At 70.1% G+C, this 23,595-nt stretch carries 26 protein-coding genes and 4 tRNA genes; 20 read left to right on the top strand and 10 right to left on the bottom strand.

The genetic code is table 11. The features are described from left to right. From mscL to ACWEJX_RS02890, 3 genes are all read left to right on the top strand, one after another. Positions 1-465 carry a large conductance mechanosensitive channel protein MscL gene (mscL, locus tag ACWEJX_RS02900; protein ID WP_451605749.1) on the top strand — a complete coding sequence of 155 codons (465 nt, stop codon included), beginning with the start codon at positions 1-3 and terminating at the stop codon, positions 463-465. 178 nt (positions 466-643) lie between these two features. Further along, positions 644-1,507, top strand: a complete 864-nt coding sequence (gene htpX / locus ACWEJX_RS02895) for a zinc metalloprotease HtpX (protein WP_451605748.1) — start codon at positions 644-646, stop codon at positions 1,505-1,507. Then, positions 1,504-1,908 (top strand): YccF domain-containing protein, encoded by a 405-nt coding sequence (locus ACWEJX_RS02890; protein ID WP_451605747.1) that lies wholly within the window; start codon positions 1,504-1,506, stop codon positions 1,906-1,908. Before htpX ends, ACWEJX_RS02890 begins: the two co-directional genes overlap by 4 nt. Positions 1,909-2,036: 128 nt before the next feature. On the opposite strand, the gene ACWEJX_RS02885 is transcribed toward ACWEJX_RS02890, so the two are convergent. Next, entirely contained in the window at positions 2,037-3,263 is a 1,227-nt protein-coding gene (locus ACWEJX_RS02885; RefSeq protein ID WP_451605746.1) for an APC family permease, read from the bottom strand. A gap of 69 nt (positions 3,264-3,332) precedes the next feature. Here ACWEJX_RS02885 and ACWEJX_RS02880 point away from each other — a divergent pair, with 69 nt between their 5' ends. Beyond that, entirely contained in the window at positions 3,333-3,602 is a 270-nt protein-coding gene (locus ACWEJX_RS02880) for a GlsB/YeaQ/YmgE family stress response membrane protein (protein ID WP_451605745.1), read from the top strand. Here the strand turns inward: ACWEJX_RS02880 and ACWEJX_RS02875 are convergent. Beyond that, a complete protein-coding gene (locus ACWEJX_RS02875; RefSeq protein WP_451605744.1) occupies positions 3,599-4,129 on the bottom strand; it encodes a methylated-DNA--[protein]-cysteine S-methyltransferase in 531 nt (176 codons plus the stop codon). The genes ACWEJX_RS02880 and ACWEJX_RS02875 overlap by 4 nt on opposite strands. Positions 4,130-4,347: 218 nt before the next feature. Beyond that, positions 4,348-4,839, bottom strand: a complete 492-nt coding sequence (locus ACWEJX_RS02870) for a YajQ family cyclic di-GMP-binding protein (RefSeq protein WP_451605743.1) — start codon at positions 4,837-4,839, stop codon at positions 4,348-4,350. Between the two features lie 170 nt (positions 4,840-5,009). On the opposite strand from ACWEJX_RS02870, the gene ACWEJX_RS02865 reads away from it, so the two are divergent. Further along, positions 5,010-5,091, top strand: a tRNA-Tyr gene (locus ACWEJX_RS02865). A gap of 119 nt (positions 5,092-5,210) precedes the next feature. On the opposite strand, the gene ACWEJX_RS02860 is transcribed toward ACWEJX_RS02865, so the two are convergent. The 4 genes from ACWEJX_RS02860 to ACWEJX_RS02845 all read right to left on the bottom strand — a co-directional run bounded on the left by ACWEJX_RS02860 (position 5,211) and on the right by ACWEJX_RS02845 (position 8,456). Beyond that, positions 5,211-5,615: a hypothetical protein gene (locus ACWEJX_RS02860; protein WP_451605742.1), complete on the bottom strand. Its 405-nt coding sequence runs from the start codon at positions 5,613-5,615 to the stop codon at positions 5,211-5,213. A 3-nt stretch (positions 5,616-5,618) separates the two neighbouring features. Beyond that, complete coding sequence (locus tag ACWEJX_RS02855) at positions 5,619-6,290, bottom strand: DUF6313 family protein (RefSeq protein ID WP_451605741.1); 672 nt, start codon at positions 6,288-6,290, stop codon at positions 5,619-5,621. A 214-nt stretch (positions 6,291-6,504) separates the two neighbouring features. After that, positions 6,505-7,161 (bottom strand): SDR family oxidoreductase, encoded by a 657-nt coding sequence (locus tag ACWEJX_RS02850; RefSeq protein WP_451605740.1) that lies wholly within the window; start codon positions 7,159-7,161, stop codon positions 6,505-6,507. Between the two features lie 2 nt (positions 7,162-7,163). Continuing rightward, complete coding sequence (locus ACWEJX_RS02845) at positions 7,164-8,456, bottom strand: amidohydrolase family protein (RefSeq protein ID WP_451605739.1); 1,293 nt, start codon at positions 8,454-8,456, stop codon at positions 7,164-7,166. A gap of 207 nt (positions 8,457-8,663) precedes the next feature. Here ACWEJX_RS02845 and ACWEJX_RS02840 point away from each other — a divergent pair. From ACWEJX_RS02840 to ACWEJX_RS02815, 6 genes are all read left to right on the top strand, one after another. Beyond that, positions 8,664-8,736, top strand: a tRNA-Thr gene (locus tag ACWEJX_RS02840). Between the two features lie 45 nt (positions 8,737-8,781). Beyond that, positions 8,782-8,854, top strand: a tRNA-Met gene (locus ACWEJX_RS02835). 90 nt (positions 8,855-8,944) lie between these two features. Continuing rightward, positions 8,945-9,109 carry a 50S ribosomal protein L33 gene (gene rpmG / locus ACWEJX_RS02830; RefSeq protein ID WP_003956487.1) on the top strand — a complete coding sequence of 55 codons (165 nt, stop codon included), beginning with the start codon at positions 8,945-8,947 and terminating at the stop codon, positions 9,107-9,109. Positions 9,110-9,200: 91 nt separating this feature from the next. Further along, the gene (locus tag ACWEJX_RS02825) at positions 9,201-9,653 is read left to right on the top strand and encodes an FAS1-like dehydratase domain-containing protein (protein ID WP_451605738.1); all 453 of its coding nucleotides are present in this window, start codon (positions 9,201-9,203) and stop codon (positions 9,651-9,653) included. 2 nt (positions 9,654-9,655) lie between these two features. Further along, positions 9,656-10,084 carry a MaoC family dehydratase gene (locus tag ACWEJX_RS02820; protein WP_451605789.1) on the top strand — a complete coding sequence of 143 codons (429 nt, stop codon included), beginning with the start codon at positions 9,656-9,658 and terminating at the stop codon, positions 10,082-10,084. Positions 10,085-10,101: 17 nt separating this feature from the next. Then, positions 10,102-11,211: a UDP-N-acetylmuramate dehydrogenase gene (locus ACWEJX_RS02815; protein ID WP_451605737.1), complete on the top strand. Its 1,110-nt coding sequence runs from the start codon at positions 10,102-10,104 to the stop codon at positions 11,209-11,211. Here ACWEJX_RS02815 and ACWEJX_RS02810 read toward each other — a convergent pair. Beyond that, positions 11,208-11,840 carry an NAD(P)-dependent oxidoreductase gene (locus ACWEJX_RS02810; protein WP_451605736.1) on the bottom strand — a complete coding sequence of 211 codons (633 nt, stop codon included), beginning with the start codon at positions 11,838-11,840 and terminating at the stop codon, positions 11,208-11,210. The two genes, ACWEJX_RS02815 and ACWEJX_RS02810, sit on opposite strands and share 4 nt — an antisense overlap. A 93-nt stretch (positions 11,841-11,933) precedes the next feature. On the opposite strand from ACWEJX_RS02810, the gene ACWEJX_RS02805 reads away from it, so the two are divergent. After that, the gene (locus tag ACWEJX_RS02805) at positions 11,934-12,530 is read left to right on the top strand and encodes a TetR/AcrR family transcriptional regulator (RefSeq protein WP_451605735.1); all 597 of its coding nucleotides are present in this window, start codon (positions 11,934-11,936) and stop codon (positions 12,528-12,530) included. Here ACWEJX_RS02805 and ACWEJX_RS02800 read toward each other — a convergent pair. Continuing rightward, positions 12,523-13,560 (bottom strand): adenosine deaminase, encoded by a 1,038-nt coding sequence (locus tag ACWEJX_RS02800; protein ID WP_451605734.1) that lies wholly within the window; start codon positions 13,558-13,560, stop codon positions 12,523-12,525. The two genes, ACWEJX_RS02805 and ACWEJX_RS02800, sit on opposite strands and share 8 nt — an antisense overlap. Positions 13,561-13,687: 127 nt before the next feature. After that, positions 13,688-14,914, bottom strand: coding sequence for a pyridoxal phosphate-dependent aminotransferase (locus ACWEJX_RS02795; RefSeq protein ID WP_451605733.1), 1,227 nt, complete (start codon positions 14,912-14,914; stop codon positions 13,688-13,690). Positions 14,915-15,217: 303 nt separating this feature from the next. On the opposite strand from ACWEJX_RS02795, the gene ACWEJX_RS02790 reads away from it, so the two are divergent. The 8 genes from ACWEJX_RS02790 (at position 15,218) to rpoB (ending at position 23,593) form a co-directional block, all read left to right on the top strand. Continuing rightward, positions 15,218-15,290 (top strand) — tRNA-Trp (locus ACWEJX_RS02790). Between the two features lie 106 nt (positions 15,291-15,396). After that, positions 15,397-15,684, top strand: coding sequence for a preprotein translocase subunit SecE (secE, locus tag ACWEJX_RS02785; RefSeq protein ID WP_403795356.1), 288 nt, complete (start codon positions 15,397-15,399; stop codon positions 15,682-15,684). A gap of 44 nt (positions 15,685-15,728) precedes the next feature. Then, the gene (gene nusG / locus ACWEJX_RS02780; RefSeq protein ID WP_451605732.1) at positions 15,729-16,631 is read left to right on the top strand and encodes a transcription termination/antitermination protein NusG; all 903 of its coding nucleotides are present in this window, start codon (positions 15,729-15,731) and stop codon (positions 16,629-16,631) included. A gap of 159 nt (positions 16,632-16,790) precedes the next feature. Next, positions 16,791-17,225, top strand: coding sequence for a 50S ribosomal protein L11 (gene rplK, locus ACWEJX_RS02775; protein WP_030494213.1), 435 nt, complete (start codon positions 16,791-16,793; stop codon positions 17,223-17,225). A gap of 79 nt (positions 17,226-17,304) precedes the next feature. Next, entirely contained in the window at positions 17,305-18,033 is a 729-nt protein-coding gene (gene rplA, locus ACWEJX_RS02770; protein WP_451605731.1) for a 50S ribosomal protein L1, read from the top strand. Between the two features lie 483 nt (positions 18,034-18,516). After that, the gene (rplJ, locus tag ACWEJX_RS02765; protein WP_389204828.1) at positions 18,517-19,047 is read left to right on the top strand and encodes a 50S ribosomal protein L10; all 531 of its coding nucleotides are present in this window, start codon (positions 18,517-18,519) and stop codon (positions 19,045-19,047) included. A gap of 122 nt (positions 19,048-19,169) precedes the next feature. Then, positions 19,170-19,556 carry a 50S ribosomal protein L7/L12 gene (gene rplL / locus ACWEJX_RS02760; RefSeq protein ID WP_451605730.1) on the top strand — a complete coding sequence of 129 codons (387 nt, stop codon included), beginning with the start codon at positions 19,170-19,172 and terminating at the stop codon, positions 19,554-19,556. A 554-nt stretch (positions 19,557-20,110) separates the two neighbouring features. After that, positions 20,111-23,593, top strand: coding sequence for a DNA-directed RNA polymerase subunit beta (gene rpoB / locus ACWEJX_RS02755; protein ID WP_451605729.1), 3,483 nt, complete (start codon positions 20,111-20,113; stop codon positions 23,591-23,593). The last annotated feature ends 2 nt before the right edge of the window (positions 23,594-23,595 follow it).

Below are 23,595 nucleotides of genomic sequence, written 5' to 3'. Positions count from 1 at the left end.
GTGCTGAAGGGCTTCAAGGACTTCATACTCCGCGGGAACGTCATCACGATGGCCATCGGTCTGGCCGTCGGATCGGCCTTCACCGCCGTCGTCACCGGCTTCAGCAAGGCGTTCATCACCCCGCTCATCGGTCTGGCCACCGGCTCCGTCGGCGACTTCAGCGAGGCCAGCTTCACCGTCGGCAAGACCGTCTTCCCGTACGGCCTGGCGATCGCCGCCGCCATAGCGTTCGTGATCACCGCCGCGGTGCTCTACTTCCTGATCGTCGTCCCCATGTCGAAGATCCAGGAGCGGTTCGCCAAGGAGGAGGCCCTCGACCCGAAGGCCGAGAAGCGCGACTGCCCGCGCTGCTTCACCGAGATCCCGGCCATCGCCTCCCGCTGCGGCCACTGCACCAGCGAGGTCGAGCCGGTCACCGCCGCCCTCGTCAAGGCCGGCCTGGACAAGATCCCCGTCCCCCGCTGATCACCCGTACGGCCCACACGGCGCCCGTACGGCCCACACGCGCCCCGTGCGGTGCGGGGAACCCGAGCCTCTCGCCTGGCGTTGACCAGGAGGGAAGGGTCCACTGGACGGTGGACCTTCGACGTGACACTCGAAGCGAAAAAAGGGTTCCCCTGCCGCACCACCTGGAGGGCGTACCGTGCACCGCCGGCACAACGGGCTGAGGACCGCCGTACTCCTCGGAGGGCTCTCCGCCCTCATCATCGTCATCGGCAGTTTCTTCGGACGTACGGGTCTGATCGTCGCGGTCGTCGTCGCGCTCGGCACGAACGCCTACGCGTACTGGAACAGCGACAAGCTGGCCCTGCGCGCCATGCGGGCCCGCCCCGTGAGCGAGTTCGAGGCGCCGGCGCTCTACCGGATGGTCCGCGAGCTCTCCACCCAGGCCCGCCAGCCCATGCCCCGGCTCTACATATCGCCCACCCAGGCGCCGAACGCCTTCGCGACCGGCCGCAACCCGCGGAACGCGGCGGTGTGCTGCACCGAGGGCATCCTCGCCATCCTCGACGAGCGCGAGCTGCGCGGAGTCATCGGCCACGAGCTGAGCCACGTCTACAACCGGGACATCCTGATCTCCTCGGTGGCCGGCGCGCTCGCCTCCGTGGTGATGTTCCTGGTCAACTTCGCCTGGCTGATCCCGGTCGGCCGGTCCGACGACGACGAGGGCCCCGGCCTGCTCGGCATGCTGCTGATCATGATCCTGGGACCGATCGCCGCCTCGATCATCCAGCTCGCCGTCTCCCGCTCCCGCGAGTACCAGGCGGACGCCTCCGGCGCCCAGCTCACCGGCGACCCGCTCGCCCTCGCGAGCGCCCTGCGCAAGCTGGACGCCGGCACCCGGCAGCTGCCGCTGCCGCCCGAGCCGCGCATCGAGACCGCGAGCCACATGATGATCGCGAACCCCTTCCGCCCCGGACAGGGGCTGCCGAAGATGTTCTCCACGCATCCGCCGATGGCCGAGCGCATCGCCCGGCTCGAACAGATGGCAGGTCGACGCCCGTGAAGACGATCCTCAACATCATCTGGCTGATCCTGAGCGGCCTCTGGTTGTTCCTCGCCTACGTGCTGGCCGGTCTCGTGCTCTGCGTCACGATCATCGGCATCCCCTTCGGGATCGCCGCCTTCCGCATCGCCCGCTACGCCCTGTGGCCCTTCGGGTACATGGCCGTCGACCGCCACGACGCGGGCGCGCCGTCCTGCGTCGGCAACGTGCTGTGGCTGATCCTGGCCGGCTGGTGGCTGGCGCTCGGCCACATCGTCACCGGCATCGCGCAGTGCCTCACGATCATCGGCATCCCGCTCGGCATCGCCAACTTCAAGATGATCCCGCTGTCCCTGATGCCGCTGGGCAAGGAGATCGTCCCGACGGACCGGCCGTACCCGGCGTGGGGCTCCTCGTACTAGGGCTTCGTGGGCCGGCCGGGGCTTCAGGACCGGGCTTCGGGACCGGGCTTCGGGACCGGGACTCGGGACCGGGACTCGGGACCGGGCTTCAGGTCCGGGCTTCAGGTCCGGGCTTCAGGACGGCGGAGTCAGGACCCGTGCGGGCGGCCCCGGCTGACCGCGTACGCCACCACGCCGACCGCGAGCACCCCCGTGCCAGCGAGCACGGCGGCCGGCGGCAGCGCGAAGGCGAGCGCCCCGCAGCCGGCGAGCCCGAGCAGCGCGAGCGGCCGGTCCCGGCGGCTCAGCGTCCACGCGGAGGCGTTCGCGATGCCGTAGTAGACCAGCACGCCGAACGACGAGAAGCCGATCGCGCCCCGCACGTCCGCCGTCGCCGCCACGACGGCCACCACCGCGCCCACCGCGAGCTCCGCCACGTGCGGCACCTGGTAACGCGGATGGACGGCGGCCAGCGGGGCCGGCAGATAGCCGTCGCGGGCCATCGCGAGGGTTGTCCGGGACACCCCGAGTATCAGCGAGAGCAGCGAGCCGAGGGCCGCGACCGCCGCGCCCACGGTGACGACCGGGACCAGCCAGTCGGCGTCCGCCGCCCGTGCCGCGTCCGCGAGCGGGGCGGGCGAGGCGGCCAGGCCGTGCGGCCCGAGGACCGCGAGGACGGTCACGGCGACGGCCCCGTAGACGACGAGCGCGATGCCGAGGGCGATCGGGACGGCGCGCGGGATGGTCCGCTCCGGGTCCCGGACCTCCTCGCCGAGCGTCGCGATCCGCGCGTATCCGGCGAAGGCGAAGAACAGCAGCCCGGCCGCCTGGAGCACCCCGCCCGGCGGGATCTCCCCGGCGAGCGCGAGCCGTTCGGCCCGCCCCGCCCCGGCGCCCGCCACCACGACGGCGGCCAGGACGGCGAGGACGAACGCCACGATCACCCGCGTCAGCCACGCCGACTTCTGCACCCCGCCGTAGTTGACGGCCGTCAGCGCCACGACCGCCGCGACCGCCACCGCGTGCGCCTGCCCGGGCCACAGGTACGCCCCGACGGTCAGCGCCATCGCCGCGCACGAGGCGGTCTTGCCGACGACGAACGCCCAGCCCGCCACGTAACCCCAGAACGGCCCGAGCCGCTCCCGCCCGTAGACGTAGGTGCCGCCGGAGGCGGGATAGCGGGCGGCGAGCCGGGCCGAGGCCATCGCGTTGCAGTACGCGACCACGGCGGCCACCCCGAGGGCCGGCAGCAGCCCCGGGCCGGCCGCCCGGGCCGCGGGGCCGAGCGCCGCGAAGATACCGGCGCCGACCATCGAGCCGAGCCCGATCACGACGGCGTCGAACACCCCGAGGGTGCGGCGCAGTTCCTGTGTCATGCTCCGCACATTAGGGGGTGCTCCCGCCCGAGGGGCAACCGGCCGGGAGTGCCGGGCGTCCTCTCTGACATGAGCATCATCGGATGGATCGTTCTCGGACTCCTCGCCGGAGTCATCGCCAAGATCCTGCTGCCGGGCCGCGACCCGGGCGGCCTGATCGGCACCACGGTCATCGGCGTCATCGGCGCCTTCGTCGGCGGCTGGCTTTCGTCCCACTTCCTGGACCGCCCGATCACCCGGGACTTCTACGACGGCGCCACCTGGCTGTCGGCCATCGGCGGCTCGCTGGTGCTGTTGATCGCCTACCGGATCCTGTTCGGCAACTCGCGCGAGCGCTAGGCGCCGAGGGCCGGGGCCGGGGCCGGGGCCGGCGCCAGCGCCCCCTCCAGCCCCAGGAGCCGTTCCTTGCGGTCGAGGCCGGCCGCGTAGCCGCGCAGGCTGCCGTCGGCCCCGATCACCCGGTGGCAGGGCCGCACCACGAGCAGCGGATTCCGGCCGATCGCGGTGCCCACGGCGCGTACGCCGGCGCCAGGGGAACCGACCCGGCGCGCGATCTCCCCGTACGAGACGGTCGTCCCGTACGGGATCTCCTCCAGGGCCCGCCAGACGCGCCGCTGGAACTCCGTGCCGGTCTCCTCGTACGGGAGGTCGAAGCCGGCCCGCCGCCCCGCGAAGTACGCGCCGAGCTGCCCCACGGCCTCCTCGAAGGCCGCGTCCGCGCGCACCCAGCCGCCCTGGACCTCCACGGCGCCCTTCTGCCCGGGCAGCGACAGCGAGGCGAGCACGGTCCGGCCGTCCTCGGCGACCCGCCCGACGAGCAGCATCTCGCCCAGGGGGCCGTCGGCGTACGTGTACAAGGTGGTCATGGATCCAGTGTCCAGGACCGGGGATCCCGTCACCGGCGGCTTTCGGACACCACCCTCACCCCGGCGGCCGGGGCCGTGCCGCCGACCGCCCGGCCCCGGCCGTCCGACGCGACTGCGCGCCCCGTGACGCGACGGGCCGGGCCGGGCCGGGACGCCCGAACCCGTCGGAGCATGACCACCGAGACCACCCAGGCCCGGGGGCCCGCGCCGGACTCCGGTCAGCGGTAGTTGACGAACTGCAGGGCGAAGTCGAAGTCCTTGCCCTTGAGCAGCGCGATCACTTCCTGCAGGTCGTCCCGGCTCTTCGAGCTGACCCGCAGCTCGTCGCCCTGCACCTGCGCCTTGACGCCCTTGGGGCCCTCGTCGCGGATGACCTTGGCGACCTTCTTCGCGTTCTCCTGGGAGATGCCCTCCTGGATGGTGGCGAAGAGCTTGTACTCCTTGCCGGACAGCTGCGGCTTGCCCTCCACGTCCAGCGACTTCAGCGAGATGCCCCGCTTGATCAGCTTGGACTGGAAGATGTCGAGGATGGCGTTGACCCGCTCCTCGCCGTTCGCCTGCATCAGGATCTTCTCGCCCGACCAGGAGATCGAGGCGTTGGTGCCCTTGAAGTCGTAGCGCTGCGTGATCTCCTTGGCGGCCTGGTTGAGGGCGTTGTCGACCTCCTGCCGCTCGACCTTGGAGACGATGTCGAAACTGGAGTCGGCCATGAGGTGAGGCTCCTTGCTCGGATGCGTTCGGGTGCAGCACAAAGCGTAGCCACTGGTGCCGCTGCGAACTCGTGATCAATCCGGTGGCGGAGCACCCCTGGGTATCAGGTATTGTTTTCCTCGTTGCCAGGGAGCGCAGCCGAAAAGCGGCTCCGAGGCATCGATCCCATGGCGGTGTGCCCGAGTGGCCAATGGGAGCGGACTGTAAATCCGTCGGCTTAGCCTACCCAGGTTCGAATCCTGGCGCCGCCACGCGATGAGAACGGCCCCTGATCTGTGCAAGCAGAGCAGGGGCCGTTCTGCATGCCGTCCTCAGGTCTGCCGTCCTCAGGTCCGTGGCGCACCTTGCCCGGCGCGCCACGGACATGCGACTAGCCGCGCGGGCTCGCGCCCCGCGGGCGGTCCGGGTTCTCCGGGTCGTCCGGGTCGAAGTCGGTGCGGCGGGAGGAGGTCGTCGGGTCGTCCGGCGGCCTCGGGTAGAACGGCAGCGGCTCCAGGACGTCCGTGCGGGACCAGATCCGGTACGCCGCCGGCTCGGGCGCGCGCTCGAGCCACTCCTCGTCCACCGGCTCGTAGTCCGCGGGCGGGACGTCGGCCACTTCCAGCAGGTCGAGCAGCATGCGGCTGGTCAGCGGGCCGTTCAGGTGCTCGGCGACGTCCTCCGAGCCCCAGCGGAGCACGGTCTCCGCGGCGCGGGTCAGGCCCTCGGCGCTGGCGGTCGGGAAGGCCAGCGCGAGCGACGCCCGCACGATCTCGACGGCGTCCTCGGAGCGCATCGCTCATCGCCTCCTTTCGCAGACGACGCAGAACCCTCTGCGCGCGGTGAACACAAGAGCCATCTTGCCGGTGCCCTGGGCCTGGCGGAGGCACTCGTGCCGGTCGAGATGGGCGTACTGCTGCGTGGACATCATGTCCCTGACGTACACCTCCCAGTGGTCCTGCGCCTTCGCCCAGTCGTTGCGGTGCGCGACCCGCACCCAGCTGTCGACGAAGTCCTGCCGCGCGTAGGTGCTGTGGAAGTACGTGGCCAGGTCGTCGATGAGGCCCGGCGGCCGCAGCCGCCGCTTCAGCGTGCGCTGCTGGAAGAGGGTGCTCGTCGATATCGACTTCACGCGGCTGATGCGCTCGGCGATCACATGGCCGGCGAACCCACCGATGATGGCCGGCACGACCAGCCAGCCGATCAGGGACGCCACCCACAGGAGCGTGTGCTCCGGCGCGTCGATGAGCGTGAACACGCGGTAGACCTTGCTGGGGCTGGTCGCCCGGGCCGCGAACACGTACAGCAGGAGCAGGCCGACCGCCATCGGCAGCCCCCAGTCCACGATCCACTGGGTCACGCCCTTCAGCGCCTTCCGCGACCGCCAGACGCGACGGAGGCGCCGGAAGAGGCCACGGCGCCCGGGCGGCAGGTTGAGCTGGGCCGGGACCGGAATCGGTCCGAACGTCACGTGGTACCCCCCATGTGTCGTCGTCTTCGCGCGCAGGCCGGGCTGACGGCTCGCCAACTCGGCTACGGCGATGGACGATTGTGACGCACGGGGGTGAGGCGAGGGAAACGGTCGGCGGAAGCGCGAGGGGGGCTCGGTCGCCCGTTCGGGCGCCGGCTCAGTTGCCCGTTCGGGCGCCGGCTCGGTTGCCCGTCCGGTTGCCCGTCCAGCCCGTTCAGTTGCCCGCGATGTCCTTCACCGCGACCGACACCGGGACCGTGCCCGCGACGAGTTCGAGGGTGAGGCCGGCCGTCGCCGGGGTGTCGAGGAGCTCGGCGAGGACGGCGGCGACGTCGTCGCGCGGGATCGGTCCGCGGCCCGTGTGGGCCTCCAGCCGGACCAGCCCGGTGCCAGCGTCGTCGGTGAGCATCCCGGGCCGCAGGACCGTCCAGTCGAGGCCGGGACGGGACCGTACGTCGTCGTCCGCGGCGCCCTTGGCGCGCAGATAGGCGTCGAAGACCTCGTCGCCCTGGTGCCCGGCGTCGGCGCCCATCGACGAGACGATGACGAAGCGCCGTACGCCCGCGGCCTCCGCCCCGTCGGCGAAGAGGACCGCCGCCGCGCGGTCCACGCTGTCCTTGCGGTCCGCGCCGCTGCCCGGGCCCGCGCCGGCCGCGAAGACGGCCGCGTCGGCGCCCTCCAGGACCCTCCTGACGTCCCCGGGGGAGGCCGACTCCAGGTCCAGGACGACCGGTTGGGCGCCGGCCTCCAGCAGGTCGTCCGCCTGTTCGGCGCGGCGGATGATCCCCACCGGGTCGTGGCCGCCCGCGGCGAGCAGCCGCTCCAGCCGCAGGGCGATCTTTCCGTGTCCTCCAGCGATGACTACGCGCATACTCACGACCGTACGGCCCCCGGCCCGCCCGGGCCTCCCGAGTCGGGCCGTTCCGGCCGCTCCGGCCGCGTCTGCCGGGGCAGGTCGAGGGCCGCCGCCGAGTCGCAGTACTCGCGCACCGCGCTCGTCCGGGCCACCACCCGTCCCCGGTGCACCACGATCCGGCTGTACGCGAGGGAGAGCACGCCCGAGAGCCGCTCGCCCCGGACGGCGAGCAGCTCGGCCGGGAAGCCCGCCTCGACCCGTACCTCCGGCAGGCCCATCGCGGCCCGCGCGTCCGTGCTCACCGCCCCGTACGCCGCCTTCTCCGGCAGCCCGCCGAGCGAGGCGAGCAGATAGGCCGGCTCCAGCGGGTCGCCGCGCCCCACCGGGTTGCACACGTCGCGCAGCGCCCCGCCGCCCGCCGCGACCCGTACCCCGGCGGCCCGCAGCAGCCGTACGGGGGCCGCGCCGCGCATTTCGGTCGCCCCGCAGCCGCCCTGGGGCAGGCAGACCACCGTCACGCCGGCCGCCGCCAGCTGGTCCGCCGCCCGGCGGGCCTGGTCCGAGGGCAGGCGGGCGAGGCCCGCGCAGGGCCCGATCGTCACCCCGGGCCGCAGCCCACCGGCCATCGCCGCGAGCCGGGCGAGCCGGGCCGGGTCGTCGCCGTCGGTGTGCAGGTCCACCGGGCAGCCGTGCTCGGCGGCGACCTCCAGGACCGCCTCCACGTAGCCGGTCGGGTCCGGATCGAGGTCCGGGCAGCCGCCGACCACCGCGGCGCCCATCTTCACCGCGTCCCGCAGCATCGCGAGGCCGTCCGCCCCGGCCACGCCGGTGAGCAGCCGCGGCACCGCCACCGCCGCCAGGTCGGCGAGCCCGCGCAGCGACCGCCGGGCCTGCAGGACCGCCTCCAGCGGGCCGAGGCCGTGCACGTCCCCGATCCGCACGTGGGCGCGCAGCGCGGTCGCCCCGTGCCCGAGCTGGAGCAGCGCGGCCTCGGTGGCCCGGCGCTGGACCTCGTCGGTGGTGTACGCGACGGGGCCGGGGGAGTCGGCGGTGAGCGCGGTGTCGGCGTGGGCGTGCGGCTCGGCGGGCGCGGGCAGCAGCAGATAGCCGGCCAGGTCGACACGGGCCCCGACGGCGCTGAGGCTGCCGGCGGTGCCGACGGCCTCGATCCGCCCGCCACCGAGCCGCACGTCCACGGTGCGGCCGTCGGTCAGCCGCGCGTTGCAGAGCAGCAGCGACCCGGCCTCGGCGGGAGTGGCCGCGGCCCGGTCGTCGGGCGAGGGCTGGGGCTGCTTGCTGTCGGCTGACATCGGGCTCCTCACGGCTCGCCAAAACCAAGATCACGCAGCGGTGGGCCCCGAGCCTAGGGGCGGCCACTGCGACCTTCGAGGAGGAGCGCAATAGTCGTACTGATGACTGCACGTGTGGCGTACGGGGCGGGTGCGGGGCGGTCGCGCGGAGCCACGGGAAACGGATTTGGGTGATGGGCCGAGGACCGTGTAATGTCTTCCTCGCTCGCCCCAATAGCTCAGTCGGCAGAGCGTCTCCATGGTAAGGAGAAGGTCTACGGTTCGATTCCGTATTGGGGCTCTGGTGAGAAGGAACCCGCCTTCGGGCGGGGATCCGGATCATCAAAGCGGTGTAGCTCAGTCGGTAGAGCAAGCGGCTCATAATCGCTGTGTCACCGGTTCAAGTCCGGTCACCGCTACACACAGTAGCCGATTGTGGGGTCGGTCCTGCGATCGGCTACTCTTTTTCATGCGTTCATCCGTCCATCCGTCCGTCAAGGAGCACTCACGTGGCTGCCACCGACGTCCGCCCGAAGATCACGCTGGCCTGCGTGGAGTGCAAGGAGCGGAACTACATCACCAAGAAGAACCGGCGTAACAACCCGGACCGTCTTGAGATGAAGAAGCACTGCCCTCGCTGCAACTCGCACACCGCGCACCGCGAGACGCGCTAAACAGGCTCGTACACGAGGCCGTCCCCAGCCGGGGACGGCCTCGTGTCGTTTCCAGGCACCACTTGCAACACTTCCAGGAGGTATCGAGGCCATGGCGCTCGACCAGTCCTTCGTGGGCCGGACCTATCCGCCCACCGCGCCGTACGAGGTCGGCCGCGAGAAGATCCGCGAGTTCGCCGAGGCGATCGGGGACGCCAACCCGGCGTACACCGACCAGGAGGCGGCCAAGGCGCTCGGCCACCCCGACGTCGTCGCCCCGCCGACCTTCGTCTTCGCGATCACCTTCAAGGCCGCGGGCCAGGTCATCGAGGACCCGCAGCTGGGCCTGGACTACAGCCGCGTGGTGCACGGCGACCAGAAGTTCGCCTACACCCGGCCGGTGCGCGCCGGTGACCGCCTCTCGGTCACCAGCACCATCGAGGCCATCAAGTCCCTCGCCGGCAACGACATCCTGGACATCCGCGGCGAGGTCCACGACGAGACCGGCGAGCACGTCGTGACCGCCTGGACCAAGCTCGTGTCCCGCGCCCCCGAGGAGGCATGACCGTGACCGCGAAGATCGCTTACGACGAGGTCGAGGTCGGCACCGAGCTGCCCGCGCAGTCCTTCCCGGTGACCCGCGCCACACTCGTCCGGTATGCGGGCGCCTCCGGCGACTTCAACCCGATCCACTGGAACGAGAAGTTCGCCAAGGAGGTCGGCCTCCCCGACGTCATCGCCCACGGCATGTTCACCATGGCCGAGGCGATCCGCGTCGTCACGGACTGGGCCGGCGACCCGGCGGCCGTCGTCGAGTACGGCGTCCGCTTCACCAAGCCGGTCGTCGTCCCGAACGACGACGAGGGCGCTGTGATCGAGGTCTCGGCGAAGGTGGCGGCGAAGCTGGACGACCGGCGGGTGCGGGTGGACCTGACGGCCGTCGCGGCGGGCCAGAAGGTGCTCGGCATGTCGCGGGCCGTGGTCCAGCTCGGCTGACGCGATGAGCTGATGTCATGACCGGCGCGGGCCCCTCCCACACGGGAGGGGCCCGTACTCTTGTGGCCGTGCACGTACTCCACGACGCCCCCCTCGCGCCCCTGACCACCTTCCGGCTCGGCGGGCCCGCCACGCGGCTCGTCACGGCCACCACCGACGACGAGGTGATCGCCGCGGTCCGCGAGGCCGACGCCTCCGGCACGCCGCTCCTGGTCATCGGTGGCGGGTCGAATCTGGTCATCGGCGACAAGGGCTTCGACGGCACCGCCCTGCACATCGCCACCCGGGGCTTCTCGCTCGACGGGACGGCGCTGGAGCTGGCCGCCGGCGAGGTCTGGACGGACGCCGTCGCGCGGACCGTGGAGGCCGGGCTCGCCGGGATCGAGTGCCTGGCCGGGATCCCCGGCTCGGCCGGGGCCACGCCCATCCAGAACGTCGGCGCCTACGGGCAGGACGTCTCCGCCACCATCACCGAGGTCGTCGCGTACGACCGGCGGGCCGAGGAGACGGTCGTCCTCACCAACGCCGAGTGCGCCTTCTCGTACCGCCACAGCCGCTTCAAGGACCAGCCCGACCGCTACGTCGTGCTCCGCGTCCGCTTCGAGCTCGAAGCGGCCGGCGGGATGTCGGCGCCGATCAAGTACGCCGAGACGGCCCGTGCGCTCGGCGTCGAGGCCGGCGAGCGGGTGCCGCTCGCGAAGGCGCGGGAGACCGTCCTGAAGCTGCGGGCCGGCAAGGGCATGGTGCTCGACCCGGAGGACCACGACACGTGGTCGGCCGGCTCCTTCTTCACCAACCCGATCCTCACGGCGGGGGAGTACGAGACCTTCCTCGGCCGCGTCGCCGAGCGGCTCGGGCCCGACACCGCCCCGCCCGCGTACCCGGCGGGCGAGGACGGCGCGGTGAAGACCTCCGCGGCCTGGCTCATCGACAAGGCCGGCTTCGTGAAGGGCTACGGCTCCGGGCCCGCCCGGATCTCCACCAAGCACACCCTCGCCCTCACCAACCGCGGCGAGGCGACCACCGAGGACCTGCTCGCGCTCGCCCGAGAGGTGGTCGCCGGGGTGCGGGACGCGTTCGGGGTCACGCTGGTCAACGAGCCGGTCACGGTCGGCGTCGAGATCTAGTACGCCACGCCCACGCCCTGCTTCACCGTCGCCGTGTCGTCGATCATCGCCAGCATCGCGTGCGCCACGTCCGCGCGGGCCAGCGTGCGGCCGCGCGGCGGCGTACCGCCGACCACACGGCGGTAGCGGCCGGTGACCGGCTTGTCGGTCAGGCGGGGCGGGCGGACGGCGGTCCAGTCGGTCGCGCTCGCGGCGAGCGCGGCCTCCATCTCGCGCAGGTCGGCGTAGACGTCCTTGAGCAGGGCGTTGACGACCGCGAGCACCGCCTTGTCCGTGACGCCCTGGCCGGCCGGGACCGGGCCGAGGGGCGCCGCGCTGACGACGAGCAGGCGGCGGGTGCCGGCCGCCTCCATGGCGTGCAGGACCGAGCGGGTCAGCCGGGCCGCGACGCCGGCGTCCGCGCGGCTGCGGGCGCCGAGGCCGGAGAGGACCGCGTGACGGCCCGAGACGGCCGTGCGCAGGGACTCGGGATCGGTGAGGTCGGAGCGGAAGACGTCGAGGCCGGGGCCCGCGACGGTGAAGCGGGCCGGGTCGCGGACCACGGCGGTCACCTCGTGGCCCGCGGACAGGGCCTGACGGACGATTTCCTGGCCGATGCCGCCGGTGGCACCGAAGACGGTGAGCTTCATGGCACACCCTCCTAGGGGTGGGTAAGTGTTCACTCACCCCTAGAGTGGGTAAGTACTCACTCACTCGTCAAGCCGCAGCACTCGGGAGCCGCCGTGGACCAGAAGCCGACCCGGACCCGGATCGTCGACGCCGCGCGCGACCTCATGCGCACGGCCGGCCTGGCCCGTACCACCACCAAGGAGATCGCGAAGGCGGCCGGCTGCTCCGAGGCGGCGCTCTACAAGTACTTCTCCAGCAAGGAGGAGCTCTTCGTCACCGTCCTCAACGAACGGCTTCCGCGGCTCGGCACCCTCCTCGGCACGCTCGCCGTCGACCCCCAGGGCCGCGGCGTCGAGGAGAACCTCGCGGAGATCGCCCGCCGGGCCGCGCTCTTCTACGAGCAGACCTTCCCGATGGCGGCCTCCCTCTACGCCGAGCCGCAGCTCAAGGCCCGCCACGAGGAGGTCATGCGGGAGCTCGGCGTCGGCCCGCACCTGCCCATCGAGGGGCTCACCGAATACCTCCGCGCCGAGCAGGCGCACGGCCGGATCTCCGCAGGCGCCGACTGCCAGGCCGCGGCGAGCCTGCTCCTCGGGGCCTGCGCGCACCGGGCCTTCGCCTGGGAGATGTCCCCGGACGGCAGGCCCCCGCAGTCCCTCGACGACTTCGCCCGCTCGATCGCCCGCACTCTGATGGCCGGGATCAGCTGACCGGGACGGGCACCGCCAGCCAGTCGTCGATCCCGGAGAGCAGCTTCTGCCGGACGTCCTCCGGCGCCGCCGAGCCCCGCACCGACTGCCGGGCCAGCTCCGCCAGCTCCAGGTCCGTGAAGCCGTGGTGCTCGCGGGCGATGGCGTACTGGGCGGCGAGCCGGGAGCCGAAGAGCAGCGGGTCGTCGGCGCCGAGGGCCATCGGGACGCCCGCCTCGAAGAGCGTGCGCAGCGGCACGTCCTCGTGCTTCTCGTACACGCCGAGCGCCACGTTGGACGCCGGGCACACCTCGCAGGTCACCTGCCGCTCCGCGAGCCTGCGCAGCAGCCGCGGGTCCTCCGCGGCCCGTACGCCGTGCCCGACCCGGGCCGCCCGCAGGTCGTCCAGGCAGTCCCGTACGGAGGAGGGGCCGGTCAGCTCGCCGCCGTGCGGGGCCGCGAGCAGGCCGCCCTCACGGGCGATGGCGAAGGCCCGGTCGAAGTCGCGGGCCATGCCGCGGCGCTCGTCGTTGGAGAGCCCGAAGCCGACCACGCCCCGGTCCGCGTACCGCACCGCGAGCCGGGCCAGGGTGCGCGCGTCCAGCGGGTGCTTCATCCGGTTCGCCGCGATCACGACCCGCATCCCGAGCCCGGTCTCGCGCGAGGCCGCCTCCACCGCGTCCAGGATGATCTCCATGGCCGGGATGAGGCCGCCGAGCAGCGGCGCGTACGAGGTGGGGTCGACCTGGATCTCCAGCCAGCCGGAGCCGTCCCTGACGTCCTCCTGGGCCGCCTCGCGCACCAGCCGCTGGATGTCCTCGGGCTCGCGCAGGCAGGAGCGGGCGATGTCGTAGAGCCGCTGGAACCGGAACCAGCCGCGCTCGTCCGTGGCCCGCAGCCTGGGCGGTGTACCGCTCTTGAGCGCCTCGGGGAGGTGCACCCCGTACTTGTCGGCCAGCTCGATCAGGGTGGTGGGCCGCATCGAACCGGTGAAGTGCAGGTGCAGATGGGCCTTCGGAAGGGTGGCGAGGTCGCGGTAAACGTGCTCCATTGGCTGATCCTGCCGCACCCGAATGGACGAATACAGTCCGTTTCCCCGATCGGGACGTTGCTAGAACGTAAAAACGGGCCCCCGGTTCCGGAGAACCAGGGGCCCAGTGACTGAGATCAGTCAGTGGTCAGTCGCGCGCCTCGGCGAGCAGCTTCTGGATCCGGGACACGCCCTCCACCAGGTCCTCGTCGCCCAGCGCGTACGAAAGGCGCAGGTAGCCCGGCGTGCCGAAGGCCTCGCCAGGGACGACCGCGACCTCGACCTCGTCCAGGATCAGCGCGGCGAGCTCGACCGAGCTCTGCGGGCGCTTGCCGCGGATCTCCTTGCCCAGCAGCGCCTTCACCGAGGGGTACACGTAGAACGCGCCCTCCGGGGTCGGGCAGACGACACCCTCGATCTCGTTGAGCATCCGCACGATCGTCTGGCGGCGCCGGTCGAAGGCCCGGCCCATCTCCTTGACCGCGTCCAGGTTCCCGGAGACGGCGGCGATCGCGGCCACCTGCGCCACGTTGGAGACGTTGGAGGTGGCGTGCGACTGCAGGTTGGTCGCGGCCTTCACGACGTCCTTCGGGCCGATGATCCAGCCCACGCGCCAGCCCGTCATCGCGTACGTCTTGGCGACACCGTTCACGACGATGCACTTGTCGCGCAGCTCCGGCAGGACGGCCGGCAGGGACACAGCGGAGGCGTCGCCGTAGACCAGGTGCTCGTAGATCTCGTCCGTGAGGACCCACAGGCCGTGCTCGACGGCCCAGCGGCCGATCGCCTCGGTCTCGGCCTCCGAGTAGACGGCGCCGGTCGGGTTGGACGGGGAGACGAAGAGGACGACCTTGGTCTTCTCCGTACGCGCGGCCTCCAGCTGCTCCACCGAGACCCGGTAGCCGGTGGTCTCGTCGGCCACGACCTCCACCGGGACGCCGCCGGCGAGGCGGATCGACTCGGGGTAGGTGGTCCAGTACGGGGCCGGGACGATGACCTCGTCGCCCGGGTCGAGGATCGCGGCGAACGCCTCGTAGATGGCCTGCTTGCCGCCGTTGGTCACCAGGACCTGGGACGCGTCGACCTCGTAGCCGGAGTCGCGCAGCGTCTTCGCGGCGATCGCGGCCTTCAGCTCGGGCAGACCGCCGGCCGGCGTGTAGCGGTGGTACTTCGGGTTCTTGCACGCCTCCACGGCCGCCTCGACGATGTAGTCCGGCGTCGGGAAGTCGGGCTCACCCGCGCCGAAGCCGATGACCGGGCGCCCGGCGGCCTTGAGGGCCTTGGCCTTGGCGTCGACGGCGAGGGTGGCGGACTCGGAGATCGCACCGATCCGGGCGGAGACCCGGCGCTCGGTGGGAGGGGTAGCAGCGCTCATGCGGCCATCGTCCCAGACCCCGTCACGGCCCGGCACACGGGTTTCACGGAGCGGACAGGAACGCTCAATCCCGGTCGTACGCGGTGTCCAGGCGCTGTCCCGACGGTGTCCCAGCGGCCTTCTGGCGGGGTTCCGGCGGCGTTTCCGTGGCGTTCCGGCGGGGCTCCGGTGGGGTCCGGAGAGGGGCGTTCGGCAGGTCGGCGCGTTACCTGTTCGACGTAAGGCCCCATGACCACGTACACTCACTGCTCGTTGGCCCGCACCGACCACATCTCACGATGCGGTAGGTTGGGGAAGCCACAAAGGGTCGTAGCTCAATTGGTAGAGCACCGGTCTCCAAAACCGGCGGTTGGGGGTTCAAGTCCCTCCGGCCCTGCTACACACACCGCCAGGTTGTGTGCGCATGTACGTACTTCAATGCACCGCCGTGCGGCTCCATTCCGGGCGCGGCACGGCCACGACCCGGAATCAGGTGAGAGTTCGTGACGGACGCCGTAGGCTCCATCGACATGCCTGATGCCGAGGACGCTGCTCCCGAGTCGAAGAAGAAGGCCCGGAAGGGCGGCAAGCGCGGGAAGAAGGGCCCTCTGGGCCGTCTCGCGACTTTCTACCGCCAGGTCGTCGCCGAGCTCCGCAAGGTCGTCTGGCCTACGCGCAACCAGCTCACGACGTACACCACCGTGGTGATTGTCTTCGTTGTCATCATGATCGGTCTCGTGACCGTGGTTGACTATGGCATTCAGGAAGCAGTCAAGTACGTCTTCGGCTGACTTTTTGTTCCACCCCATCTGTATCGCAGGAAGAAGCAGCCACCGTGTCTGACGCGAACCTGAACGACGCCTTCGAGTCCGAGTCCGTCGAGGACGAGCTGGACATCGTCGAGGCGGCCGACGAGGACCAGGCCGAAGCTGCGGACGCCGAGGCCGGCGAGGCCGCCGAGGAAGCCGCCCTGGAGATCGAGTCCGACGAGGACGCCGAGCTCGAGGAGTCCGAGGAGTCCAGCGAGGACGAGGACACCGAGGTCGCCGACCTCGAGGCCGCCGAGGAAGAGGCCGAGGAGGCCGAGGAAGCGGAAGAGGCCGCCGAGCCCGCCGCCCCGGTCGACCCCGTCGCCGCGCTCCGTGACGAGCTGCGCGGTCTGCCCGGCGAGTGGTACGTGATCCACACCTACGCGGGCTACGAGAAGCGCGTGAAGGCCAACCTGGAGCAGCGTGCCGTCTCGCTGAACGTCGAGGACTTCATCTACCAGGCCGAGGTCCCCGAGGAAGAGATCGTCCAGATCAAGAACGGCGAGCGCAAGAACGTCCGGCAGAACAAGCTGCCCGGTTACGTGCTCGTCCGCATGGACCTGACGAACGAGTCCTGGGGTGTCGTCCGCAACACGCCCGGCGTCACCGGCTTCGTGGGCAACGCCTACGACCCGTACCCGCTGACCCTGGACGAGATCGTCAAGATGCTCGCCCCGGAGGCCGAGGAGAAGGCCGCCCGCGAGGCCGCCGAGGCCGAGGGCCGTCCGGCTCCCGCCCGCAAGGTCGAGGTCCAGGTCCTGGACTTCGAGGTCGGCGACTCGGTGACCGTCACCGACGGTCCCTTCGCGACCCTCCAGGCCACGATCAACGAGATCAACGCCGACTCGAAGAAGGTCAAGGGCCTCGTCGAGATCTTCGGTCGCGAGACCCCGGTCGAGCTCAGCTTCGACCAGATCCAGAAGAACTGACACACCAGGTTTCCGGACAGGTCAGAGGGGCTGTGACAGCCGCTCTGACCTGCTCGGTTTTTAGCCGCACTGCTATACCCGTTATCGTGGTGCGGTATGCCTCCATCCGGATGACCGGATGGATCGGCTGAAAACTCTCACTAGGACCCGGAGAGAGCTATGCCTCCCAAGAAGAAGAAGGTCACGGGGCTTATCAAGCTCCAGATCAACGCCGGTGCGGCCAACCCGGCCCCGCCGGTCGGCCCCGCGCTGGGTCAGCACGGCGTCAACATCATGGAGTTCTGCAAGGCCTACAACGCCGCGACCGAGTCGCAGCGCGGTTGGGTCATCCCGGTGGAGATCACGGTCTACGAGGACCGTTCCTTCACCTTCATCACCAAGACCCCGCCGGCCGCGAAGATGATCCTCAAGGCCGCGGGCGTGGAGAAGGGCTCCGGCGAGCCGCACAAGACCAAGGTCGCCAAGATCACCGAGGCGCAGGTCCGCGAGATCGCCACCACCAAGATGCCCGACCTCAACGCCAACGACCTGGACGCCGCGTCCAAGATCATCGCCGGCACCGCCCGTTCCATGGGCATCACGGTCGAGGGCTGATCAGCCCCCTTGCAGTCCCCAGTGGTAGGGCCGGCGCTGGCCCGCACCACGACTCCAACCTGAACCCACAGGAGCAGAAGTGAAGCGCAGCAAGTCCCTCCGGACTGCCGACGCCAAGATCGACCGGGAGAAGCTGTACGCCCCGCTCGAGGCCGTGCGTCTGGCCAAGGAGACCTCCACCACCAAGTTCGACGGCACCGTCGAGGTGGCCTTCCGTCTGGGTGTCGACCCGCGCAAGGCCGACCAGATGGTCCGTGGCACCGTGAACCTTCCGCACGGCACCGGTAAGACCGCCCGGGTCCTGGTCTTCGCGACCGGTGACCGTGCCGAGGCCGCGATCGCCGCGGGCGCCGACATCGTCGGTTCCGACGAGCTCATCGACGAGATCTCCAAGGGCCAGCGCCTGAACGAGTTCGACGCCGTCGTCGCCACCCCGGACCTCATGGGCAAGGTCGGCCGCCTCGGCCGCGTGCTCGGTCCGCGTGGTCTCATGCCGAACCCGAAGACCGGCACCGTCACCCCGGATGTCGCCAAGGCTGTCAACGACATCAAGGGCGGCAAGATCGAGTTCCGCGTCGACAAGCACTCGAACCTGCACTTCATCATCGGCAAGGTGTCCTTCGACGACACCAAGCTGGTGGAGAACTACGGCGCGGCCCTGGAGGAGATCCTCCGTCTGAAGCCGTCCGCCGCCAAGGGTCGCTACATCAAGAAGGCCGCCATCGCCACCACGATGGGCCCCGGCATTCCGGTCGACCCGAACCGCACCCGCAACCTCCTCGTCGAGGAGGACCCGGCCGCGGTCTGAGCCTGACGGCTCGGGAGCCCCGCTCGTGAACGAGCCGGCTCCAGCGTCCTGAAACCGCCCCTCGGGCCTCTTCGGAGGCCCGGGGGGCGGTTTTTCGTCGGGGGTGCCGTCGGCGCCCTGGCGCACCACGACGTCCGCCGTGCAGGGCCGGGACCCGGCCGGCAGGGACGTCACCACGAACGGCGGCATGCTCGGCAAGGGTGGCAAGGCGCCGCCGGGGGCCGATTTGCCCCCGGCCGTCCCCGTCACGTACTCTTCCGGAGAAGCCAAAGACCGCTGGTCGTCGCTGCGCCCGCAAGGGTGTGGTGGCCGAAGGATTCGCTGAGAGACGCGAACGACCCGCGCAGGTGACAGTGGATGAGTTCCCGGTCCGGTTCATTCCGGTTCGGTAGAGCTGAGCCCCGTGCGCCTGCGCCCGGGGCGTTTTCGTTTGTTCGGCCCCTTCTGAGCGGTCCTCATCACCCGGAAGGAGGCTGACGCACTATGCCGACGCCCAACAAGGCTGCATCGGTGGCCGAGCTCAAGGACGCGTTCCAGAGCTCCAACGCCGTCGTGCTGACCGAGTACCGGGGTCTCACCGTGGCGCAGCTCAAGACGCTGCGTCGTTCGCTCGGTGAGAACGCCCAGTACGCCGTGGTGAAGAACACGCTGACCAAGATTGCGGCCAACCAGGCTGGGATCACCTCGCTCGACGACCAGTTCGCTGGTCCGACGGGTGCCGCCTTCATCACCGGTGACCCGGTGGAGTCGGCCAAGGCTCTGCGTGACTTCGCCAAGGAGAACCCGAACCTCATCATCAAGGCCGGTGTCCTTGACGGTAAGGCTCTCTCCGCCGACGACATCAAGAAGCTTGCGGACCTCGAGTCCCGCGAGGTTCTGCTCAGCAAGCTGGCCGGTGCCTTCAAGGGCAAGCAGTCTCAGGCTGCCTCGCTCTTCCAGGCGCTGCCGTCGAAGCTCGTCCGCACCGTGGACGCCCTTCGCGCCAAGCAGGCCGAGCAGGGCGGTGCCGAGTAATTCGGCTCGCTTTCTGATCCTTGCCGCCGCCTAGTGGTGGCGAGGGTCGCAGCGGGCCCGACGTACGCCCGCCTCACCCAGAACATCCGGCACCAGCCGAATTAGTGGAAGGATCGCCCATCATGGCGAAGCTCACCCAGGACGAGCTCCTCGAGCAGTTCGAAGGCATGACCCTCATCGAGCTCTCCGAGTTCGTCAAGGCCTTCGAGGAGAAGTTCGACGTCACCGCCGCCGCGGCCGCCCCGGTCGTCGTCGCGGGTGGTGTCGCCGGTGGCGACGCCGCCGCCGTCGAGGAGAAGGACGAGTTCGACGTCATCCTCACCGGCGCCGGTGACAAGAAGATCCAGGTCATCAAGGTCGTGCGCGAGCTGACCTCCCTGGGCCTGAAGGAGGCCAAGGACCTCGTCGACGGCACCCCGAAGCCGGTCCTCGAGAAGGTTGCCAAGGACGCCGCTGACAAGGCCAAGGAGGCCCTCGAGGGCGCCGGCGCCTCCGTCGAGGTCAAGTAAGACCTCTGCGAGTCGTAGCGACTCCGTGAGCGTGTAACGCTCACAGCGTGAAAGGCGATCATCCATCTGGATGGTCGCCTTTCGGCGTTCCCGGGACCCGCGTGGCGGTGGTCGTGCCGGGCTCCGGAAGCGGAGTATGGTGATCTTCGCCGTGCGCCGCTCGGCGCCGCTCCGGCGGCGGGGGCCTTGACGAACAGCACGGACCGCGCAATTCTCAGGACGCGTCGTCACAACGATCCGAATCCGAGGCATGGATCGACGACCGAACGGGCAGTATCGATGTGCGCCGCACGGCGCGAGGTACCGCGGAGTTGAGAGCAACGAGGGTCGCGAAGAACTCGCCCTGGACATCAGTGGGCCAAGTGGCTACACTGACCCTTTGCGCTGCCTGTTAGCTGCCCCCTGCCCGTCACCAGGGGCATACCCTCGCAACCGCTTCGCTGGTCGACCCACTCTGACCTGGCCTTTTGGCCAATCGGGTAATCGTCTTCCAAGGAGCTCCGCCAGGGACCGGTACGCGCGCAGTGAGTCCGAGCCCTCGGAAGGACCCCCTCTTGGCCGCCTCGCGCAACGCCTCGACCAATACGAACAACGGTGCCAGCACCGCCCCGCTGCGCATCTCCTTTGCAAAGATCAAGGAGCCCCTCGAGGTTCCGAACCTCCTCGCGCTTCAGACCGAGAGCTTCGACTGGCTGCTCGGCAACGCCGCGTGGAAGGCTCGCGTCGAGGCCGCCCTTGAGTCGGGCTACGACGTCCCCACGAAGTCCGGTCTGGAGGAGATCTTCGAGGAGATCTCCCCGATCGAGGACTTCTCCGGGTCGATGTCGCTGACCTTCCGCGACCACCGCTTCGAGCCGCCGAAGAACTCGATCGACGAGTGCAAGGACCGTGACTTCACCTACGGTGCCCCGCTCTTCGTCACGGCCGAGTTCACGAACAACGAGACCGGCGAGATCAAGTCCCAGACGGTCTTCATGGGCGACTTCCCGCTCATGACGAACAAGGGCACGTTCGTCATCAACGGCACCGAGCGTGTCGTCGTGTCGCAGCTCGTCCGCTCCCCGGGCGTGTACTTCGACTCCTCCATCGACAAGACGTCCGACAAGGACATCTTCTCCGCCAAGATCATCCCGTCCCGGGGTGCCTGGCTGGAGATGGAGATCGACAAGCGCGACATGGTCGGCGTCCGCATCGACCGCAAGCGCAAGCAGTCCGTGACCGTCCTCCTCAAGGCTCTCGGCTGGACCACCGAGCAGATCCTGCAGGAGTTCGGCGAGTACGAGTCCATGCGCGCCACCCTGGAGAAGGACCACACCCAGGGCCAGGACGACGCGCTGCTCGACATCTACCGCAAGCTCCGTCCGGGCGAGCCGCCGACGCGCGAGGCCGCCCAGACGCTGCTGGAGAACCTGTACTTCAACCCGAAGCGCTACGACCTCGCGAAGGTCGGCCGCTACAAGGTCAACAAGAAGCTCGGCGCCGACGAGCCGCTGGACGCGGGTGTCCTCACCACGGACGACATCATCGCGACCATCAAGTACCTGGTGCAGCTGCACGCCGGTGAGACCGAGGCCGTCGCCGCCTCCGGTCAGACGATCGTCGTCGAGACCGACGACATCGACCACTTCGGCAACCGCCGCCTGCGCAACGTGGGCGAGCTCATCCAGAACCAGGTCCGTACGGGTCTCGCCCGTATGGAGCGCGTCGTGCGCGAGCGCATGACCACCCAGGACGTCGAGGCGATCACGCCGCAGACCCTGATCAACATCCGGCCGGTCGTCGCCTCCATCAAGGAGTTCTTCGGCACCAGCCAGCTGTCGCAGTTCATGGACCAGAACAACCCGCTGTCGGGTCTCACCCACAAGCGCCGTCTGTCGGCTCTTGGCCCGGGTGGTCTGTCCCGTGAGCGGGCCGGCTTCGAGGTCCGAGACGTGCACCCGTCCCACTACGGACGCATGTGCCCGATCGAGACCCCCGAAGGCCCGAACATCGGTCTGATCGGTTCGCTCGCCTCGTACGGCCGGGTCAACCCGTTCGGCTTCATCGAGACGCCGTACCGCAAGGTCATCGACGGCCAGGTCACCGACGAGGTCGACTACGTCACGGCCGACGAGGAGGACCGCTTCGTCATCGCCCAGGCGAACGCGACCCTGAACGACGACCTCCAGTTCACGGAGCCCCGCGTTCTGGTCCGCCGTCGTGGTGGCGAGGTCGACTACGTCCCGCCGACCGACGTCGACTACATGGACGTCTCGCCGCGCCAGATGGTGTCGGTCGCGACCGCCATGATCCCGTTCCTCGAGCACGACGACGCCAACCGTGCCCTCATGGGCGCGAACATGATGCGTCAGGCCGTTCCGCTGATTAAGTCGGAGGCCCCGCTCGTCGGCACCGGCATGGAGTACCGCTGCGCCACCGACGCCGGCGACGTGCTCAAGGCCGAGAAGGCCGGTGTGGTCCAGGAGCTCTCCGCCGACTACATCACCGTGGCCAACGACGACGGCACGTACATCACGTACCGCCTGGCCAAGTTCTCCCGCTCGAACCAGGGCACCTCGGTCAACCAGAAGGTCGTCGTCTCCGAGGGCGACCACGTGATCGAGGGCCAGGTCCTCGCCGACGGCCCCGCCACTGAGAACGGTGAGATGGCGCTCGGCAAGAACCTGCTCGTGGCGTTCATGCCGTGGGAGGGTCACAACTACGAGGACGCGATCATCCTGTCGCAGCGCCTCGTGCAGGACGACGTCCTCTCCTCGATCCACATCGAGGAGCACGAGGTCGACGCCCGTGACACCAAGCTCGGCCCCGAGGAGATCACCCGGGACATCCCGAACGTCTCCGAGGAGGTCCTGGCCGACCTCGACGAGCGCGGCATCATCCGCATCGGTGCCGAGGTCGTCGCCGGCGACATCCTGGTCGGCAAGGTCACCCCGAAGGGTGAGACCGAGCTGACCCCGGAGGAGCGCCTGCTCCGCGCCATCTTCGGTGAGAAGGCCCGTGAGGTCCGTGACACCTCGCTGAAGGTCCCGCACGGCGAGACCGGCAAGGTCATCGGCGTCCGCGTCTTCGACCGCGAGGAGGGCGACGAGCTTCCCCCGGGCGTGAACCAGCTGGTCCGCGTCTACGTCGCCCAGAAGCGCAAGATCACCGACGGTGACAAGCTCGCCGGCCGTCACGGCAACAAGGGTGTCATCTCCAAGATCCTGCCCATCGAGGACATGCCGTTCCTCGAGGACGGAACCCCGGTCGACATCATCCTCAACCCGCTCGGTGTCCCGTCCCGAATGAACCCGGGACAGGTCCTGGAGATCCACCTCGGCTGGCTCGCCAGCCGCGGCTGGGACGTCTCCGGCCTCGCCGACGAGTGGGCGCAGCGCCTCCAGGCCATCGGTGCCGACCAGGTCGCCCCCGGCACCAACGTCGCCACCCCGGTCTTCGACGGTGCGCGTGAGGACGAGCTCGCGGGTCTGCTCCAGCACACCATCCCGAACCGCGACGGCGAGCGCATGGTGCTCCCGTCCGGCAAGGCGCGCCTGTTCGACGGCCGCTCCGGCGAGCCGTTCCCGGACCCGATCTCGGTCGGGTACATGTACATCCTCAAGCTCCACCACCTGGTCGACGACAAGCTGCACGCCCGCTCGACCGGCCCGTACTCGATGATCACCCAGCAGCCGCTGGGTGGTAAGGCCCAGTTCGGTGGCCAGCGCTTCGGTGAGATGGAGGTGTGGGCGCTGGAGGCTTACGGCGCCGCGTACGCCCTCCAGGAGCTGCTGACGATCAAGTCCGACGACGTGACCGGCCGCGTGAAGGTCTACGAGGCCATCGTCAAGGGCGAGAACATCCCTGAGCCCGGCATCCCCGAGTCCTTCAAGGTGCTCATCAAGGAGATGCAGTCCCTGTGCCTCAACGTGGAGGTGCTGTCCTCGGACGGCATGTCCATCGAGATGCGCGACACCGACGAGGACGTCTTCCGCGCAGCGGAGGAGCTCGGCATCGACCTGTCCCGGCGCGAGCCGAGCAGCGTCGAAGAGGTCTGACG

This window comes from Streptomyces sp. NPDC004788 (assembly GCF_053601115.1).
This window is presented reverse-complemented; position numbering and strand designations above follow the sequence as displayed.